Origin of the sequence: Providencia sp. PROV129 (assembly GCF_028482245.1) — a bacterium.
In the GTDB taxonomy this organism is placed as follows: Bacteria; Pseudomonadota; Gammaproteobacteria; order Enterobacterales; family Enterobacteriaceae; genus Providencia; species Providencia vermicola.
In genome coordinates, this window is record NZ_JAMPQD010000020.1 from 57600 (window position 1) to 73765 (window position 16166).

14 protein-coding genes are annotated in these 16166 nt (G+C 41.5%); 5 read left to right on the forward strand and 9 right to left on the reverse strand.

All coding sequences use genetic code 11. From position 1 onward, the window contains the following. Positions 1-51: 51 nt before the first annotated feature. Entirely contained in the window at positions 52-1683 is a 1632-nt protein-coding gene (cueO, locus tag PSF27_RS14765) for a multicopper oxidase CueO (RefSeq protein WP_272681762.1), read from the reverse strand. Positions 1684-1923: 240 nt separating this feature from the next. Between cueO and PSF27_RS14770 the strand changes: the two genes are divergently transcribed. Next, entirely contained in the window at positions 1924-2274 is a 351-nt protein-coding gene (locus tag PSF27_RS14770; RefSeq protein ID WP_206082966.1) for a YacC family pilotin-like protein, read from the forward strand. Positions 2275-2342: 68 nt separating this feature from the next. Here the strand turns inward: PSF27_RS14770 and PSF27_RS14775 are convergent, their stop codons facing one another. Then, positions 2343-3383: an AbrB family transcriptional regulator gene (locus PSF27_RS14775; protein WP_206082967.1), complete on the reverse strand. Its 1041-nt coding sequence runs from the start codon at positions 3381-3383 to the stop codon at positions 2343-2345. Positions 3384-3545: 162 nt separating this feature from the next. Next, positions 3546-4187, reverse strand: a complete 642-nt coding sequence (locus PSF27_RS14780) for a TetR/AcrR family transcriptional regulator (RefSeq protein WP_272681763.1) — start codon at positions 4185-4187, stop codon at positions 3546-3548. 357 nt (positions 4188-4544) lie between these two features. On the opposite strand from PSF27_RS14780, the gene PSF27_RS14785 reads away from it, so the two are divergent. Together PSF27_RS14785 and PSF27_RS14790 are read left to right on the forward strand one after the other, a co-directional pair. Continuing rightward, positions 4545-5762: a Tm-1-like ATP-binding domain-containing protein gene (locus PSF27_RS14785; RefSeq protein WP_272681764.1), complete on the forward strand. Its 1218-nt coding sequence runs from the start codon at positions 4545-4547 to the stop codon at positions 5760-5762. An 11-nt stretch (positions 5763-5773) separates the two neighbouring features. Beyond that, positions 5774-6601 carry a phosphoenolpyruvate hydrolase family protein gene (locus tag PSF27_RS14790; protein ID WP_206082970.1) on the forward strand — a complete coding sequence of 276 codons (828 nt, stop codon included), beginning with the start codon at positions 5774-5776 and terminating at the stop codon, positions 6599-6601. 50 nt (positions 6602-6651) lie between these two features. On the opposite strand, the gene PSF27_RS14795 is transcribed toward PSF27_RS14790, so the two are convergent. The 3 genes from PSF27_RS14795 to PSF27_RS14805 all read right to left on the reverse strand — a co-directional run bounded on the left by PSF27_RS14795 (position 6652) and on the right by PSF27_RS14805 (position 9152). After that, positions 6652-7347: a hypothetical protein gene (locus PSF27_RS14795; protein ID WP_272681765.1), complete on the reverse strand. Its 696-nt coding sequence runs from the start codon at positions 7345-7347 to the stop codon at positions 6652-6654. Between the two features lie 4 nt (positions 7348-7351). Continuing rightward, entirely contained in the window at positions 7352-8089 is a 738-nt protein-coding gene (locus PSF27_RS14800) for a hypothetical protein (protein WP_206082972.1), read from the reverse strand. 166 nt (positions 8090-8255) lie between these two features. Then, positions 8256-9152, reverse strand: coding sequence for a diaminopimelate dehydrogenase (locus tag PSF27_RS14805; protein ID WP_272681766.1), 897 nt, complete (start codon positions 9150-9152; stop codon positions 8256-8258). A gap of 199 nt (positions 9153-9351) precedes the next feature. Between PSF27_RS14805 and PSF27_RS14810 the strand changes: the two genes are divergently transcribed. Both PSF27_RS14810 and PSF27_RS14815 read left to right on the forward strand, forming a co-directional pair. Continuing rightward, on the forward strand, positions 9352-10698 hold the full coding sequence (locus PSF27_RS14810) for an MATE family efflux transporter (protein WP_206082974.1): 1347 nt from the start codon (positions 9352-9354) through the stop codon (positions 10696-10698). A gap of 208 nt (positions 10699-10906) precedes the next feature. Further along, positions 10907-12229: an L-cysteine desulfidase family protein gene (locus PSF27_RS14815; RefSeq protein WP_272681767.1), complete on the forward strand. Its 1323-nt coding sequence runs from the start codon at positions 10907-10909 to the stop codon at positions 12227-12229. A gap of 262 nt (positions 12230-12491) precedes the next feature. On the opposite strand, the gene yjiA is transcribed toward PSF27_RS14815, so the two are convergent. The 3 genes from yjiA to PSF27_RS14830 all read right to left on the reverse strand — a co-directional run bounded on the left by yjiA (position 12492) and on the right by PSF27_RS14830 (position 15955). Beyond that, positions 12492-13460: a GTPase gene (yjiA, locus tag PSF27_RS14820; RefSeq protein WP_206082976.1), complete on the reverse strand. Its 969-nt coding sequence runs from the start codon at positions 13458-13460 to the stop codon at positions 12492-12494. Positions 13461-13496: 36 nt separating this feature from the next. Beyond that, positions 13497-13700, reverse strand: coding sequence for a YbdD/YjiX family protein (locus PSF27_RS21085; protein WP_004260586.1), 204 nt, complete (start codon positions 13698-13700; stop codon positions 13497-13499). A gap of 101 nt (positions 13701-13801) precedes the next feature. Beyond that, positions 13802-15955, reverse strand: coding sequence for a carbon starvation CstA family protein (locus PSF27_RS14830; RefSeq protein WP_206082977.1), 2154 nt, complete (start codon positions 15953-15955; stop codon positions 13802-13804). Between the last annotated feature and the right edge of the window lie 211 nt (positions 15956-16166).

Genomic DNA, 16166 nt, shown 5'->3' on the forward strand with positions numbered 1-16166 from the left:
ATGCAGTGCTAAAATTTCACACTGCATTTTCTCTGAAAGTAAATGTGGTTGTTAACTCACAGTGAAGCCCAACATCATCCCTGTATCTTCATGCTCTAAGAGATGGCAATGAGCCATATAAGGGTGCTGTTGTGTTGCAGGGTGTTTAAATTCAACTAAAATTTCACTCACCTGCCCTTCTACTTTGACAATATCTTTCCATCCTTGACGATGAGGCTCTACGGCTTGGCCGTTTTCTTTTAGGATACGAAAACGCGTGCCATGAACGTGGAATGGGTGCAACATCATATCACCACGCCCTGAAACGACCCAAATTTCTTGTTGATTCATAGGAGCGTTGAATGCAGGATGCGTCATTGAGAAAACTTGCCCATTTATAGTATTCGCATTATGAATATCCAAGCCATCAGAGCCTGTACCACAATGGCCGCCACTTCCCATTTTGCTATTCATATTTCCATGATTCATATTTCCATGATTCATATTGCCTGCATTCATGTTGCCGTGGTTCATATTCCCCATCATTGCACCATGACCGCCCATGTTACCCATCGCCTGATCGCCATATTTTTCACGCAACATCATCATGCCTTGCATATCTAAGCGCATATCCATCATTAAATGGAAACGACGGCGATTTAAGCCAGCAAGAGAAGGAATAGCGGGTATAGCTGCAAGTGTTGATGGCAAGTCGCCTTCCCCTTTCGTCAACGTTGTTTCAATACGCAGTACGGGCAAAGGCTGGTCAAATGGTGCAATCGTCATTCCCATTTGCCCGACAGGTAGCGTTACCAAATCAAATGCGCGGCCATCGGAGGCATCAATTAATACCTCAAAACGCTCTCCCATCAAGATAGGTAACTCGGTTAACGCAATCGGCTCAGCTAATAAACCACTATCACTCGCAACGACATACATTTTACGTCCGTCACTGGTGGAAATATTTAAACTTCTAGCATTACAGCCATTTAATAACCTTAATCGTATCCAACCTTTCGGGGCAACATGTTTAGGATAAACAGCACCATTCGTTAGCATGATATCGCCAAACCACCCCACTGCTGCACTCATCACATCAAGTTGATAATCAATTTGGCCATCATCTTTTAGCCGTTTGTCTTGCAAAATGACTGGAATATCATTAACACCCCAATCGTTTGGTAAACCATGCTTTGTACTTTTATCATCTTTAATTAATACAAGGCCGGCTAATCCCATAGCCACTTGATAGCCGGTTTTTCCATGTGTATGAGGATGAAACCAACATGTCGCTTCACTTTGGTTTACCGTAAAATTCACTTTGCGGCTTGCGTTTGGTTGGATTATTGCTTGGGGGCCGCCATCTTGTTCACCTGAAATTTCTAAACCATGCCAATGAACTGTCGTGTCTTCTGCCAGTTGGTTAACAATATTGATATTAACATTCTGTCCATTTTTCAAGCTAATTGCAGGGCCTAATAAATTGCCATTATAACCCCATGTCGTCGTTTGCTTTCCAGGAACAAATTGTGATACGCCCTTCTGAATAACCAACTGAATGTTACCTTGCGCATCAGGCTCCAATAAGGGGGGGATCGCTAATGTAGGATAATTTCCCGCTGCGACCGCGATGCGGCTCCAAATAGGCAGCGCACTTGCAGCATATGTGATAGCACTTAATTTAAGAAAATCGCGACGTAGCATTGATAACCTTCCTTTTATTTATCAAATCAATAATCATTAATAGTGTAATTTATGGCAAATTACACTTTCGAAGCAAAACATGGTTTAATGAAGGTATGATAAAGCCTCCCCTTACAGGAAGGTCAATAAAACCACTCTATAAATGTGGGTTTATTACATGGATTTAAGAAAAATATAGTTGACTAACAATTCTATTCTTATGCTAACGTAACTTGACATAGAAAACAGATAGAATAAAGAATGCGCAAATTTATATTAATGATGTCATGCATAATGACTCTGTTAGGGATAACCAATTCTGCCAGAGCTCTTGCCCCTAACGAAGCTGAAGATCTGGCTGATCTGACGGCTGTTTTTATTTACCTAAAATATGACTGTGGGTACTCACAAATTCCCGATAGAGAAATTGAACGCGCTATCGTGTACTTTGCGAAAAGCAATAAATGGGATTTGAGCAACTACAACTCTGAAAAAATGACTCAGCTAAATAAAGAAAGTTATAACGACTTGAAGGGAATACCACTCACACAAGAGTTTAAATGCCAGTCACTTGCACGGGATTCACTTGGCCTTTTCGCCTACGTAAAATAACCCCATGCTCTAAGTCAAGAAAACATGCAAGGATTTAAGTGCATGTTTTCTTCTCCTACTAAGCACATTTATTGCATTTTTTTAGCCCTACGTTCTTGCCAAAATAAAACAACAGATGGAATGCTTTGAATAATCACCATGCGGATAATATGATTCGACATGACAAATCCTGCATCCAAATTCATTGTAATTGCAGCAAAAGTCATCGCTTCCATACTACCTGGCGCCCAAGCAAGTAATAATACCGAAATATCATACCCCGTTAACCATGCTGCAAATACCGTAATCAAGAATGTCAAAATAATATTGATGACGACAACTTGCGCAGAGGAGTAAATATTTTTAATTAATGATGAAAGCGGAAAAACTACAAAGTGATTACCGATATTCATCCCAATTAATACCATACTCAGTTCAGTCAGCATTAATGGGAAGTTTAATGGAATATCAACCCAACTTTGTATTAATGTTGCTGCGGCTAATGATGTGAGCATATAAGGTGCAGGAACTCTAAAACGCTGCAATATCAAGCCTGTAATCACCCCAACAACAACAATGAGCAATAACCACATTGTTGCAGCCAGCGTTAATGAAGGAAACTCAATAATCGGTTGCGGATCGCCATCGCTCCCAACCACAATCCCAGCTAATAAAATTAATATAATAAGGCGAATAGTATGGGAAATAACAATCTTCTGTGGTGGTGTGTGGGTATGGTCAGTTAAGGCCAAAATGGCAGCCATTGCCCCTGGTACAGACCCCAACATAGCTTCTTGTTTTGTCCAGCCAACCTTGCGGTAAAACCAAAAAAAACTAAAGGAAAATTGCACAGCTAGGCACACAACTAACATCAATAACAGCAAGAATAAATTATCAGCCTCATTGAGCGAAACCTGGTTAAACATCAAACCAACCGAGGTACCTAATGTCACTTGAACAAAAGAAATTGTGTGTTTTGGTATAGCAAAAGAAATGCCAAAGCGATGAAAAATGATAACAGCGATAATTGGGCCAAACATCAGTGCAAGTGGGACACCAAGGTAAGTTAGCCCCCCTCCAATCACTGCGCAAACAACGATCCCAATTATCATATTAAATAATTTCATCATACAACATTAACCGTTAAGATTATTTATAGTCTTAATTTATATCATATTATTAATGCCTGATGACCTTAGTTTTCATTTATTTATTATGATAGTGATCATTCACTGCGGTTTTACCATTATTAGTTTTTGATTTCCTTATTTTTACTGCCTCCCAATCTGTCTTTAAAGAGCCTTATTTTGACATTTAGCATTATCGGTTATGGCTTGGTTAATTATCGCTTTTGCCATCCATTGTGCTAATTCAATGACCTGCTCATTATCCATCTTCCAAATATCCTTTAGCACTAAGAAAATCTCCGAGCCATAAATAACGGAAAATGCTTTGATTACCTTATCAATAATTTCTTGCGGATATTCCGATTTCATCGGTGCTGTGACCATTGTTAAAATATCTTTGCGGTTTCCCCGTTCGAATTGCTTATTTTTTACCTCTTGCGGAGCAGAACGCCCTTGTGCCCATTGCTGCAATGAGGCTTGTAATGCAGCTCTTAAAGCGCCTTCATGCTCAAACATTCTTGGAAAAGCGAAGGCCAGCAGTTCATCAATACGCTCTTCCGTTTTTTCACTCTGAGGCCGCCATGTTAAAATGGGCCCTAAGCTTTCATTAACAGTTGCCGTGATTAAATCACTTTGAGTGGGAAAATACCGATAAGCGGTTGCACGGGAAACCCCCGCTTCAAGTGCTAGCTCAGAAACGGAAGGCATTGCCCCTTTTTCAAATAAATCTAAAGCCGTTGTTACCAATAATAGATAAGTCCGTTTTCGCGTTCCCTTATATCCCTGAGCCGAATTAGTTTTAGGCATTTTATTTATCCTTAAAATACTGTCTCTTACATCAAGTCTAGTCAATAATACTGAGAAAACACAAGCAAAAATAAGTTATCCTTCTCAGTGACATACCGTTAAATGTTTAATCTCCCAAACTATCCTGTATATACAATTAAATATTGTATCCCTATCACAAATTTAGCAACCCTATGATACAAAGCACTAATAATATTTCTGATGTTTTATCAATATGATATGCATAATATCAACTAATTGTTTCTTCAATAAACCCAAAATGAGACTGCAATCTCATTTTACAAACGCAAAAAATGATACTATAGTCTCATTACGGTGAAAAATTCAACGCGAACTCTAATCTGAAAGGATTTTTATATGAAAAAACACCCTGGTTTTATCTATATTGCCACAACGCTGGATACCAAAAGTGCTGAAATATTTTATGTCAGTGAATTAATTAAAAGCGCTGGGTTAGCTGTTCGCACCGTTGATTTAACCACTCAACCAACGCAATTAGAAAAAGAGGCAGATGTCAGCGCACACACCATCGCAAGCTTTCACCCTCTTGGTGTGGATGCGGTTTTTTGTGGTGACCGTGGCAAAGCGATTGAGGCGATGGCTCACGCTTTTAGCCTTTACCTTGCTGCACAAACTGATGTCGCGGCAATCCTTGGTTTAGGGGGCTCGGGCGGGACCGCATTAATCACCCCTGCAATGCAAGTGCTCCCTGTTGGTATTCCTAAGTTAATGGTCTCCACTATGGCGTCTGGGGATATCTCAGGTTATATCGGTGCAAGTGACATCTCGATGATGTACTCAGTCACCGATGTTTCAGGATTAAATATTATTTCTCGTAAAGTGTTAAAAAACGCAGCAAATCAAATAGCAGGTGCCGTCTGGTTTAACCAAGAAGAAGAAAATATTGATATCAAACCTGCCATCGCCCTAACTATGTTTGGCGTAACGACACCTTGCGTTCAACAACTTACCGCACAATTAGAAGAGCAATACGACTGCCTCGTGTTTCATGCCACGGGGAGTGGTGGTAAAGCGATGGAAAAACTGATTGATAGTCAATTACTGCATTCTGTGCTGGATATGACGACAACAGAAGTGTGTGACTATTTATTTGGTGGCGTTTTAGCCTGTGATGAAGACCGTTTTGGTGCCATTCAACGTACACAAATACCTTGCGTCATGTCTTGTGGTGCGTTGGATATGGTGAATTTTGGTCGCCCCACCACAGTACCTGAAAAATACCAAGACCGCTTATTTTACCATCACAATGCACAAGTCACATTGATGAGAACAACCAAAGAAGAAAACCAACAAATGGGTCGTTGGATTGCTGAGAGATTAAATCGCTGTGATGGCGAAATCCGTTTTATTGTTCCAACATCAGGGTTTTCCGCATTAGATACCGAAGGTGCACCGTTCTGGGATCCTATTGCGGACCAAGCGTTTATCGATGCACTGAAAGAAAATTTGATAATAACAGAAAAAAGACAGCTTATTTTGAGTCCTCACCACATAAATTCCCAAGATTTTTGTGAACAGGTTATTCAGCTACACCAGGAAATTTTGAACAAATAATAGAGGTTAATATGAAACATAACCGCGCAGAGTTATTGAAAAAATTCAGAGAAATGATTGCTCGTGGAGAACCAATTATCGGCGGTGGTGCAGGTACAGGTTTATCCGCAAAATGTGAAGAAGCTGGTGGCATTGACTTAATCGTTATCTACAACTCAGGCCGTTACCGCATGGCGGGTCGTGGTTCACTTGCAGGCTTGCTCGCTTATGGCAATGCCAATGAAATCGTTATGGACATGGCAAAAGAAGTCTTGCCTGTTGTTAAGCACACTCCTGTTCTTGCAGGTGTTAACGGTACTGACCCATTTTGCCAGTTTGATAAATTTTTAGATGACATCAAAGCGACAGGCTTTGCGGGCGTGCAAAACTTCCCGACCGTTGGCCTGATTGATGGTAATTTCCGCGCTAATTTGGAAGAGACGGGAATGGGCTATGGCCTAGAAGTAGATATGATCCGCATGGCACACGAAAAAGATTTATTGACCACTCCGTATGTTTTTAGTGCTGATGATGCTGTTGAAATGACCAAAGCAGGTGCGGATATCATTGTGCCACATATGGGGTTAACAACAGGTGGGAATATTGGTGCCGAAACAGCGCTAACGCTCAAAGACTGTGTACCTCTTATCAATGAATGGGCAAAAGCAGCTAAAGCGGTGCGTGATGATGTCATTGTCCTTTGCCACGGCGGCCCTATCGCAACACCTGAAGATGCCGAGTATATTTTAGCAAACTGCCCTGACTGCCATGGTTTTTATGGTGCAAGTTCAATGGAGCGTTTACCTACCGAAGTCGCACTAACAAAGACTACACAGCAATTTAAATCAATAACACGTTAATTTTTTTATTTTTTGCCAACACCAGGCGCCTATTTCGATAGGCGCTTTTTTTATCTCTTTTTTGGGTTTAAAAAACGCCACAAAACCCAAAGTAGCGATGTTGAATAATACAAAACACCGAATTGAATAATCATAAGCGGTTTTTCCGTCATCCCTGTCATTTTTAACATGCCATAATAGTTATTATCTTCAAGGTATTGATCCGTAAGCCCCCCTTCAGGCAAATAATGCGTTAAAAATACAGCAATAATAAAACACGCAACATAATGACGTAATTTAGCAATCCCTTCATCGAAGACATTAAAATTATCAAACTCATTCCCTTGCTGACGCCCAATAATAATTCGGTTTATTAACGTAGCCGCGTAAATATAAAGAATGGCGGAAGAATTAATTTGCGTAGTATGAAAAATATAAGCCACGCCACCTAAAATAGCGGCCACAAAAATAAAGAAAAAACCACGCTGAAGTACTGCCATCATTGTGCCCATATGCACTAGAATAAACTCAAACAACAGTATCAATACCATATTGTAAACCACTTCAACACCTGACCAATCAGGGGAAAACCACAAAGACAATAAAAAACCGATATAAAAAATAGTTAAGCCGTGATCCACCAGAGAAGGTAGAAAGTGCATAACACCTTGAGGTTTACCTGATGCAATAAAATGGCGCTTCCCTTTTACTGAGAATGATGATGAATGCTTATTGGTATTTTTTTTGTTTCTTATCTTCCTTGCCACGAACTTACTTTCCTTTTTCTCGGTAAATAGAGTGACCTTTACACAAGAAATTCATTAAACAGGCCATAAAAATGGGTAACCCAAAGTAGAGCACTCCAAACGCAAAAGCGACATGAGGTTTGTCAGGAAACTCTCCTCCCGTGGAAATACTGGCGTAATAACCAATAGACCGCAAATACTCAGGTGTTAACCCACCATAAGGCACAAGGAAAGATAAAATTAATACGAGAAAAATACAAAACATAAAATTGAGCGCCATTAGCGCCGAATAGCCCATATTTTCATTGCGTTCTTGTTCGCTACGGCTGGTTAAACCAAATAGCATCCGGTTCGCGACTGTCGCACTATATAAATAAAGTATCAAGGGTGAATCCCCTAATACTGACATATTAATTACCAATGCAAATAAGCCATAGAAAAGCGCAAATAAGGTTAATATTCGCCAATCACGAAATACCGCCATAAAGACGCCAGAGTGAATCAAAATAAATTCAAAAATTAGAATAATGGTCAGGTTATAAATAATTTCCACAGTGTAGTACTCAGGAAAGAACCAAACGGATAAAATAAACCCAACATAGAAAAGGGAAAAACCGTAATTAATTATTTTAGAAAAAGCACGAATAAGGCTAAAAGAGTGCGAGCTTTCTTTCACACTTTTTACTGAGGGTTGTTTTGGGAAGAAACCTTGATTTTTATTTTTTCCTGTTTTTAATTGCTCATTCCCTGACGGCTTAACCATGATCTCACTCCAGATTATCAATTTTACTTTCTGAATAAGCTACTTGATAACGCAAAAAATAAATAGTGGCCAAAATCCGAATGACAAAGTACAACCAAGATAAAGTGTAAAAAACATCAGCAAGATGGCATGAACTTAACGTTTCATGCCACAAATAGAAGCGTAATTAGACGAGTTTGGCAATCAATGTGTCTAAATCACCTTGCAGGAAATTCACCGGTGGGATTTCAATTACAGTATAAGCACCCGCCGCCTGCTTCATTGAAGCGCGCGCAGCTGAAACCATAAATTGTGATGTTAATGCAGGGTTATTGATACGCATTGAATATTCGAACAATTGGTTGTGTGTAGCACCCGAAACGCCTTTGTGCGTCATGTGTACACCGTGCCCAACGTCTTTTAATGCGTCAATGCTATCGACCTGGCGAATATGGGTTTCATCAGAGGCAAAATAGCTATCCGCTTTAATCGCTTGAGCAACATCATCAAATTTTGCGCCTGCGTCTAATTCAATGTACACCATACGGCGATGTACCCCAGTTCCTAATGGAATCGTTACCGATAACGCATCTTTCACGCCATCAATCGCTTTTGCCGCAACACTGTGCCCCATGCTCATACCTGGTCCAAAATTGGTGTAAGTCACCCCTTTTGGCGCCATGGCTAACATTAAAGTACGCATGATAGAGTCAGAACCTGGATCCCAGCCAGCTGAGACAACGGCGACGCTATTATGCTGCTTGGCAACATCATCGAGGCTTCTTTTCAGCGCCACAATGTCTGAATGCACATCAAAGCTATCAACAGTATTGATGCCTAATGCTAAAATTTTTACCGCAAGTGGCCCGATTGCACGGGTTGGTGAGCACAGGAGCGCAACATCCACTTTCCCTAGTTTTTCAATATCATCGACGACTTTATACGAGGCAAGTTCAGCAGGGATATCTTGTGTATTGCGACGAACGATACCAACAAGCTCAAAATCATCAGCGGCCAGAACAGCTTCTAGCGCATAATGGCCAATATTGCCATATCCCACTATTGCTGCTTTAATTTTTGTCATTTTTACTCCTATACAGTTCTGATGTTGCTTATTAATTAATTTATAGCGAAATTAAATCTAACAGATTAATTAAAAGTAAACAAAACATTCACTTTACGAAATTGGGGGCATTTTAACCCTATTTTCATTAATGAATTCCATGTAGAATTCCCAGTTCAAACGACTATTCTTAATTCTCATAAATATATAAAGGTTCTCAATGCATCAGTCTGATGTGACTGAGCGGTCACTCTTTTCGCTCAGTTGGCCAATTTTTATCGATATTTTTCTGCATTTGGCCACATTATTAATTAATACTTACATGGTTAGCCATGTATCGACGGCTTACCTTGCTGCAATGGGGGTGGGTAACCAAGTCTTTGATCTTTTTATCACTATTTTTAACTTTATTAGTGTGGGATGCAGTGTGGTTATCGCACAATATTTAGGGGCAGGCCGCCGTGAAAAAGCCAGCCAAGCGATTCACATCTCCATCGCCTTTAACTTTATTCTGGGTTTTTCCAGTGCATTAGTCGCGGTATTCTTTGGCTATACCATCCTAAAAATCATGAATATGCCATCCCATTTAATGGCGGATGGTTATACTTATTTACGTATTTTAGGGATTTGTTTAATTCCTGAAGCAATTTCCATTATTTTAGCGGCATGTTTACGGGTTTATGGCAAAGCACAGCCTGCCATGTGGGTAACATTGATTGCCAACCTGATTACTGTTGTTGGTAATATCATTGTACTTTATGGTTTCTTTGGCTTGCCACAATATGGTTTAGAAGGTGTGGCATGGTCAACCGTAGTCGGACGTATTGTTGCTGTCATCTTACTTTTCTGCTTATTATTCTATGGGTTACGAATAAAGTTTGTCCCAATGATGCTCATTCATTGGTCACGTAAGATGCTCGGTAAAATTTTGCATATCGGTTTACCTTCAGCGGGGGAAAACCTTGTGTGGATTTTACATTTTATGACAGCATCTGCCTTTATTGGGTTAATGGGAGAAACTTCCCTCGCTGCGCAAACGCTTTATTTCCAATTATCTTTATTTATCATGCTGTTTGGTATTTCTGTCAGTATAGGTAATGAGATCATGGTGGGTCATCTGGTTGGCGCAAAACGCTTCCAAGATGCCTATATTCGCGGTATCAAGAGTCTAAAAATGGGCTTTTATGTCACTATCGGTGTTGTTATTGCTTTCTGGTTACTTCGCGATCCTATTCTAAACAACATTACCGATGACCAAGGTATTATCGATCTCTTATTACCCTTATTTTTACTCTCAGTATTTTTAGAGCCAGGGCGCACCATTAATATTGTCATGGTGAATGCGTTACGTGCCTCTGGGGATGCGCGCTTCCCATTATGTACTGCCATTATCTTTATGTGGGGAGTGGCGATTCCACTCGGCTATTTTTTAGGGATAAAAATGGAAATGGGCTTGCTGGGAATTTGGCTCGGCTTCTTTGCCGATGAATGGCTACGTGGCTTAACTAATGCATGGCGCTGGCGCTCACGGAAATGGCAAAGTAAACGCCTTGATGTAGAGAGTTAATCGGTAAAACAATCACAATGTCCTGCCCTGTTTTATAGGCAGGATTTTTGTGACAAAGCTCAAATTTAAAAATATTTTATTTTTATCTCAACATTTGGAGATTTTTTTTCTCCCTCTCCCCAATATATCCCCGAACATAGTGAAGTTTTTCTCCAACAGGTTGTTTAAAATAATAAAATCAAAGAAGATTTCATTAAGGGAAGCTGCCATGTATGCGCAATCACAACCATTACTTTGGCAATATTTTATCAATGCGGTAAAACAAGAAGTTAAGCCAGCTTTAGGTTGTACCGAGCCAATTTCACTGGCTTACGCTGCAGCAAAAGCAGCGTCCTTCCTTGACGGTGACATCACTCGCGTTTGTGCCTTTGTCTCCCCCAACCTGATGAAAAATGGTATGGGTGTCACGGTGCCAGGTACAGGCATGGTAGGGTTACCTATCGCTGCCGCTTTAGGTGCGGTTGGCGGCGATGCGGATGCGGGTTTAGAGGTTCTAAAATCTGCTTCGGCCGATGCCATTGCATTGAGTAAAACTATGTTAGCACAAGGACTAGTGACTGTTGATATCAAACACCCTTGCGAAGACGTTATCTATTCCGAAGCGACGGTACATACCCAAACAGGCTCAGCGACTGTGATTATCACGGGTTCACATACCAATATTGTGAAGATAAGCCATAACAATGAAACTGTGTTTGATACCTTATCAAGAAAACCCCTAGAGGATCTTCCTGTTGATTGTGCAGCAGATATCCCTTTACCGCCCGTTACCGCAAAGGCCGTCTACCAATTTGCAACTGAAGCCCCATTAGACGATATCCGTTTTATTTTAGAAGCCGCCCAGCTAAATGAAGCCCTTTCCCAAGAAGGTCTGCGTAATGTCTATGGCCTACATATTGGGAAAACGTTGCAAACTCAGCGTGATCGCGGTTTGTTATCGAAAGACTTAATGTCCGAAATTATGATCCGCACCTCTGCCGCATCCGATGCCCGTATGGGCGGCGCGGTTTTACCTGCAATGAGCAACTCTGGCTCAGGTAACCAAGGTATTGCCGCAACCATGCCTGTTGTGGTAACTGCAGACTATTTACAATCCTCTGAAGAACAGTTGGCTCGCGCGTTGATGTTATCCCACCTAATGGCTATTTATATTCATAATCAGTTACCTGCGTTATCTGCACTGTGTGCGGCAACAACCGCTGCTATGGGTGCAGCGGCTGGGATTGCATGGCTATTGGAATCACGCTATGAAGTCGTCGCAATGGCGATTTCCAGCATGATTGGTGATGTCAGCGGGATGATTTGTGATGGTGCATCAAACAGTTGTGCAATGAAAGTCTCCACCAGCGCCAGTGCAGCCTATAAAGCTGTCCTCATGGCCTTAGATAATAGCTGTGTGAGAGGATCTGACGGTATTGTGTCGGATGATGTTGACCAGTCGATTGCTAATTTGTGTGCATTAGCAGCAGGGTCAATGAGGCATACTGATGTGCAGATTATTGAGATTATGGCGTCAAAAGCTCGTCCGTAGCGTTGTTGGCTGCATTCACCAACCCTAGTCACATATGGTGTATGCTTCTAGGGCTTGGCTCTTTTGCCGCCTTGCTACGCCGCTAATTCTTCGTCCTTAACGCCGTAGCGTTGTTGGCTGCATTCACCAACCCTAGTCACATACTTGTGTATGCTCCTAGGGATTATTTCTTTTGCCGTCTTGCTACGCCTCTAATGACTTTGAATTTTTTTTGAATTTCTTTTTTTGAATTTCTTTTTTTGAATTTCTTTTTTTAATTGTTCTATTTTGAATTAACTTCTAGGGCGGCGAATTTTTCACGGATCATATCTTCGGGTAGGTCAATACCAATAAATACCAATACACTGCGGCGTTGTTCATCAACTTCCCAGTCTCTATCCCAGTCTGCACTATAGAGGCGCTGAACCCCTTGGAATAACAGACGTTTTGGTTCGCCTTTGATGGATAAAATACCTTTGTAACGCAATAAATTATCCGCAAAGCCGAGCAGTAAATCTTCCATTACCTGTGAAACTTCCATTAATTCAACAGGATAATCGAATTCCACGACAATAGATTCCACTTCATTTTGCTGTTTTGGTGCAAAACGGAAAGTCGGTTTATTCACCTTCAGTTGCGAGTCTAATAAAAAACCTTCAATATCTAATAAAAGCTGTAAGTTAATGTCGCCATGAATAACTGGGTAAATTGGCGCTCTGGCATTAATACGTTGCAATCGCTCTAACAGGGCATCAGTATCTGGATTGATATCGGTTTTGGTTAATAAAATTCGGTCTGCATAGCCAATTTGGGCTTGAGCAATCGCAAAATCATTCAGTTGTTTCTCTGCATGAACTGCATCCACCAACGTAATAATGCCATCTAATAAAAATCGTTCGCATAACACGTCATGGGAAAAAAAAGTCTGCGTAATAGGGCCAGGATCTGCCATTCCTGTACATTCAATGACTAGGCGGTCAAAATCCAATTTGCCACTGTCGAGGCCATCTAATAAATCCAATAATGCATTTTCTAATTCGCTTGAACGAGAACAACAAATACAACCGTTACTCAAGGTAGTGATTTGTGTGGCTCTGTCACCAATAATGGCATTATCAATGGGGACTTCACCAAATTCATTTTCAATGACTGCAATTTTATGCCCATGTTCTGCATGAAGAATATGGCTAAGGAGCGTGGTTTTACCCGCACCGAGAAAACCGGTTAGGATTGTGACATTAATTGGTTTCATTATTATCCTCTTTGCATCATTGTTTCACTGTGAGCATCAACAGCAGCGGAATCCGCCTTTACCACTTCCACCATACCGCGCATCTTGTCTTTCACGAAAAAATTCTTTGTAAGTCATGACAGGCTTATCAGGGTGATTGTCACTCATATGTTGAACATAAGTATCATAATCAGGAATACCAATCAGCATACGAGCTGCCTGCCCTAAATATTTGCCTGTTTTACCAAGGTTTCCAAACATCAGCCTCTCCAAATACAAATGCCCTACATCATGAACACACAATGTAGGGCTACCGTTCAGTTATCGAGCCACATTAGCCGCTCGATGGTGTCGAATGGTCACTAGTGTGTAGATGAAACTTTCACGCCCTCTTTCGGTACAGGGACATATGGTGTTTCTTTGTCTGTACGCTCTGGGTTTTTGTGTGCTTTCATTCCCACGCGGATACCATAGAAAATGATACCGTAAACAACCACTAAGAATAGGATACTCAGGCCAGCATTGGTGTAGTTATTAATAATAATGTGATTCATATTAGTAATTTCTTGTGCTGTCAGCTCTGCACCACCTGCGGCAATCTTATCTTTATAAGATTTCGCTAAGTACAGGAAGCCTTCAAGCTGCGGGTTATCACTGAATAATTTCAGTCCTAACGCCCAAGTGGTACAAATCAATAACCATACCGCAGGTAATACTGTCACCATGATGTATTTACTGCGTTTCATCTTAATCAGGACAACCGTACTTAAGACTAACGCAACTGCGGCTAACATTTGGTTCGAGATACCGAACAGTGGCCACAGGCTCTTAACGCCGCCCAGTGGGTCAACAACGCCTTGATACAGTAAGTAACCCCATAAGCCAACACAACCTGCCGTACCAATGATCCCTGCAACCAGTGAGTCAGTTTTCTTCAAGAATGGAACGAAGTTACCCAATAAGTCTTGCAGCATAAAGCGGCCAGAACGGGTTCCTGCATCCAATGCAGTTAAGATAAACAGCGCTTCAAACAGAATACCAAAGTGATACCAGAAGCCCATATTTGCCGCAGGCATGATTTCGTGGAATACGAATGCAATACCAACAGCTAATGTTGGGGCACCACCTGCACGGTTCAGAACAGACGGTTCGCCGATATCTTTCGCCGTTTGCATGATTTGCTCAGGTGAAATCACAAAGCCCCATGAACTGACCGTTGCCGCTGCGTGAACAGAAACATCTTTCAGTTGAGCCATAATAGCCGCGCCATCTGGGCCACCCAATTCATGCAGGTTAGGCATTGTAATGCCTAATGCTGCTGGTGGGGTGTTCATCGCAAAGTATAAACCTGGTTCGATAATCGATGCAGCAACCAATGCCATAATCGCAACGAAAGATTCCATTAACATTGCACCGTAACCGATGTAACGTGCATCTTTTTCGTTTGCTAACAGTTTCGGTGTTGTACCGGAAGAAATTAAGGCGTGGAAACCAGATACCGCACCACAGGCAATGGTAATGAACAGGAATGGGAACAGCGTACCTTTCCAAACTGGACCTGAACCATCAACAAATTGCGTCACAGCTGGCATTTTTAACTCAGGGTTTAGAATAACGATACCAATCGCTAATCCAACAATAACCCCTATTTTCAAGAAAGTCGCCAGATAGTCACGAGGTGCTAAAATTAGCCATACAGGTAATAGTGCAGAAACAAATGCATAACCAACCAGCGCATAAGTGATCGTAGTGTCTTTAAATGTCAGTGCAGGACCCCAGTATGGGTCGTGAGCAATAACGCCACCGAACCAAATGGATGCCACCAGCAACACGATACCGATGACGGAAACCTCACCAACACGCCCTGGTCGGAGATATCGCATGTATATCCCCATAAACAAAGCAATTGGTACCGTCGACACCACGGTGAATACACCCCATGGACTTTCTGCCAAGGCTTTTACGACGATCAACGCCAATACGGCAAGGATAATGATCATAATGAGGAAACAGCCAAAGAGTGCTAGCGTTCCTGGAATTGGGCCTAACTCTTCTTTAACGATTTCCCCGAGTGAAGCACCATTACGGCGAGACGAAATAAACAACACCATAAAGTCTTGTACCGCACCCGCTAATACAACCCCTGCCAGTAACCATAGCGTACCTGGTAAATACCCTACTTGCGCTGCCAGTACAGGCCCAACTAATGGCCCTGCCCCTGCGATTGCCGCAAAGTGGTGACCGAATAGGACATTTTTATTAGTTGGAACATAGTTTAAACCGTCATTATTAATGACCGCTGGAGTCGCACGGGTTTCATCCAGCTTCATCACTTTTTTCGCGATATACAAGCTGTAATAGCGATAAGCAATAAGGTAAACCGCCACCGATGCGACGACTATCCATAGCGCACTAATGTGCTCGCCGCGCCTTAGCGCAACAACCCCTAAACAAATTGCACCGATGATCCCAAGGATCATCCACGGAACGTGCTTTAAAATACCATTTTTGTTCATAGAACACCCTTCTGAGGTAAAACGAACATGCCTTTGATTTTGTATTTACCATCACGCTAACAACATCATAGTGCTGCTTGTCATTGATGGTTTTTTAATTGGCAGTGGTTGAACTGTATTAAATCGAAAATTTTGAGCTCTGCCATGGTGTCTATGGTAAGAAATTACACTCTGCAAATGACTAAAGTTACACTAAGCGGTGCCATACAGA

Bases quoted from the DNA above. Each gene is read 5' to 3' on its own strand.
- cueO (WP_272681762.1), bottom strand. From the start codon at position 1,683: ATGCTACGTCGCGATTTTCTTAAATTAAGTGCTATCACATATGCTGCA.
- PSF27_RS14770 (WP_206082966.1), top strand. From the start codon at position 1,924: ATGCGCAAATTTATATTAATGATGTCATGCATAATGACTCTGTTAGGG.
- PSF27_RS14775 (WP_206082967.1), bottom strand. From the start codon at position 3,383: ATGATGAAATTATTTAATATGATAATTGGGATCGTTGTTTGCGCAGTG.
- PSF27_RS14780 (WP_272681763.1), bottom strand. From the start codon at position 4,187: ATGCCTAAAACTAATTCGGCTCAGGGATATAAGGGAACGCGAAAACGG.
- PSF27_RS14785 (WP_272681764.1), top strand. From the start codon at position 4,545: ATGAAAAAACACCCTGGTTTTATCTATATTGCCACAACGCTGGATACC.
- PSF27_RS14790 (WP_206082970.1), top strand. From the start codon at position 5,774: ATGAAACATAACCGCGCAGAGTTATTGAAAAAATTCAGAGAAATGATT.
- PSF27_RS14800 (WP_206082972.1), bottom strand. From the start codon at position 8,089: ATGGTTAAGCCGTCAGGGAATGAGCAATTAAAAACAGGAAAAAATAAA.
- PSF27_RS14805 (WP_272681766.1), bottom strand. From the start codon at position 9,152: ATGACAAAAATTAAAGCAGCAATAGTGGGATATGGCAATATTGGCCAT.
- PSF27_RS14810 (WP_206082974.1), top strand. From the start codon at position 9,352: ATGCATCAGTCTGATGTGACTGAGCGGTCACTCTTTTCGCTCAGTTGG.
- PSF27_RS14815 (WP_272681767.1), top strand. From the start codon at position 10,907: ATGTATGCGCAATCACAACCATTACTTTGGCAATATTTTATCAATGCG.
- yjiA (WP_206082976.1), bottom strand. From the start codon at position 13,460: ATGAAACCAATTAATGTCACAATCCTAACCGGTTTTCTCGGTGCGGGT.
- PSF27_RS21085 (WP_004260586.1), bottom strand. From the start codon at position 13,700: ATGTTTGGAAACCTTGGTAAAACAGGCAAATATTTAGGGCAGGCAGCT.
- PSF27_RS14830 (WP_206082977.1), bottom strand. From the start codon at position 15,955: ATGAACAAAAATGGTATTTTAAAGCACGTTCCGTGGATGATCCTTGGG.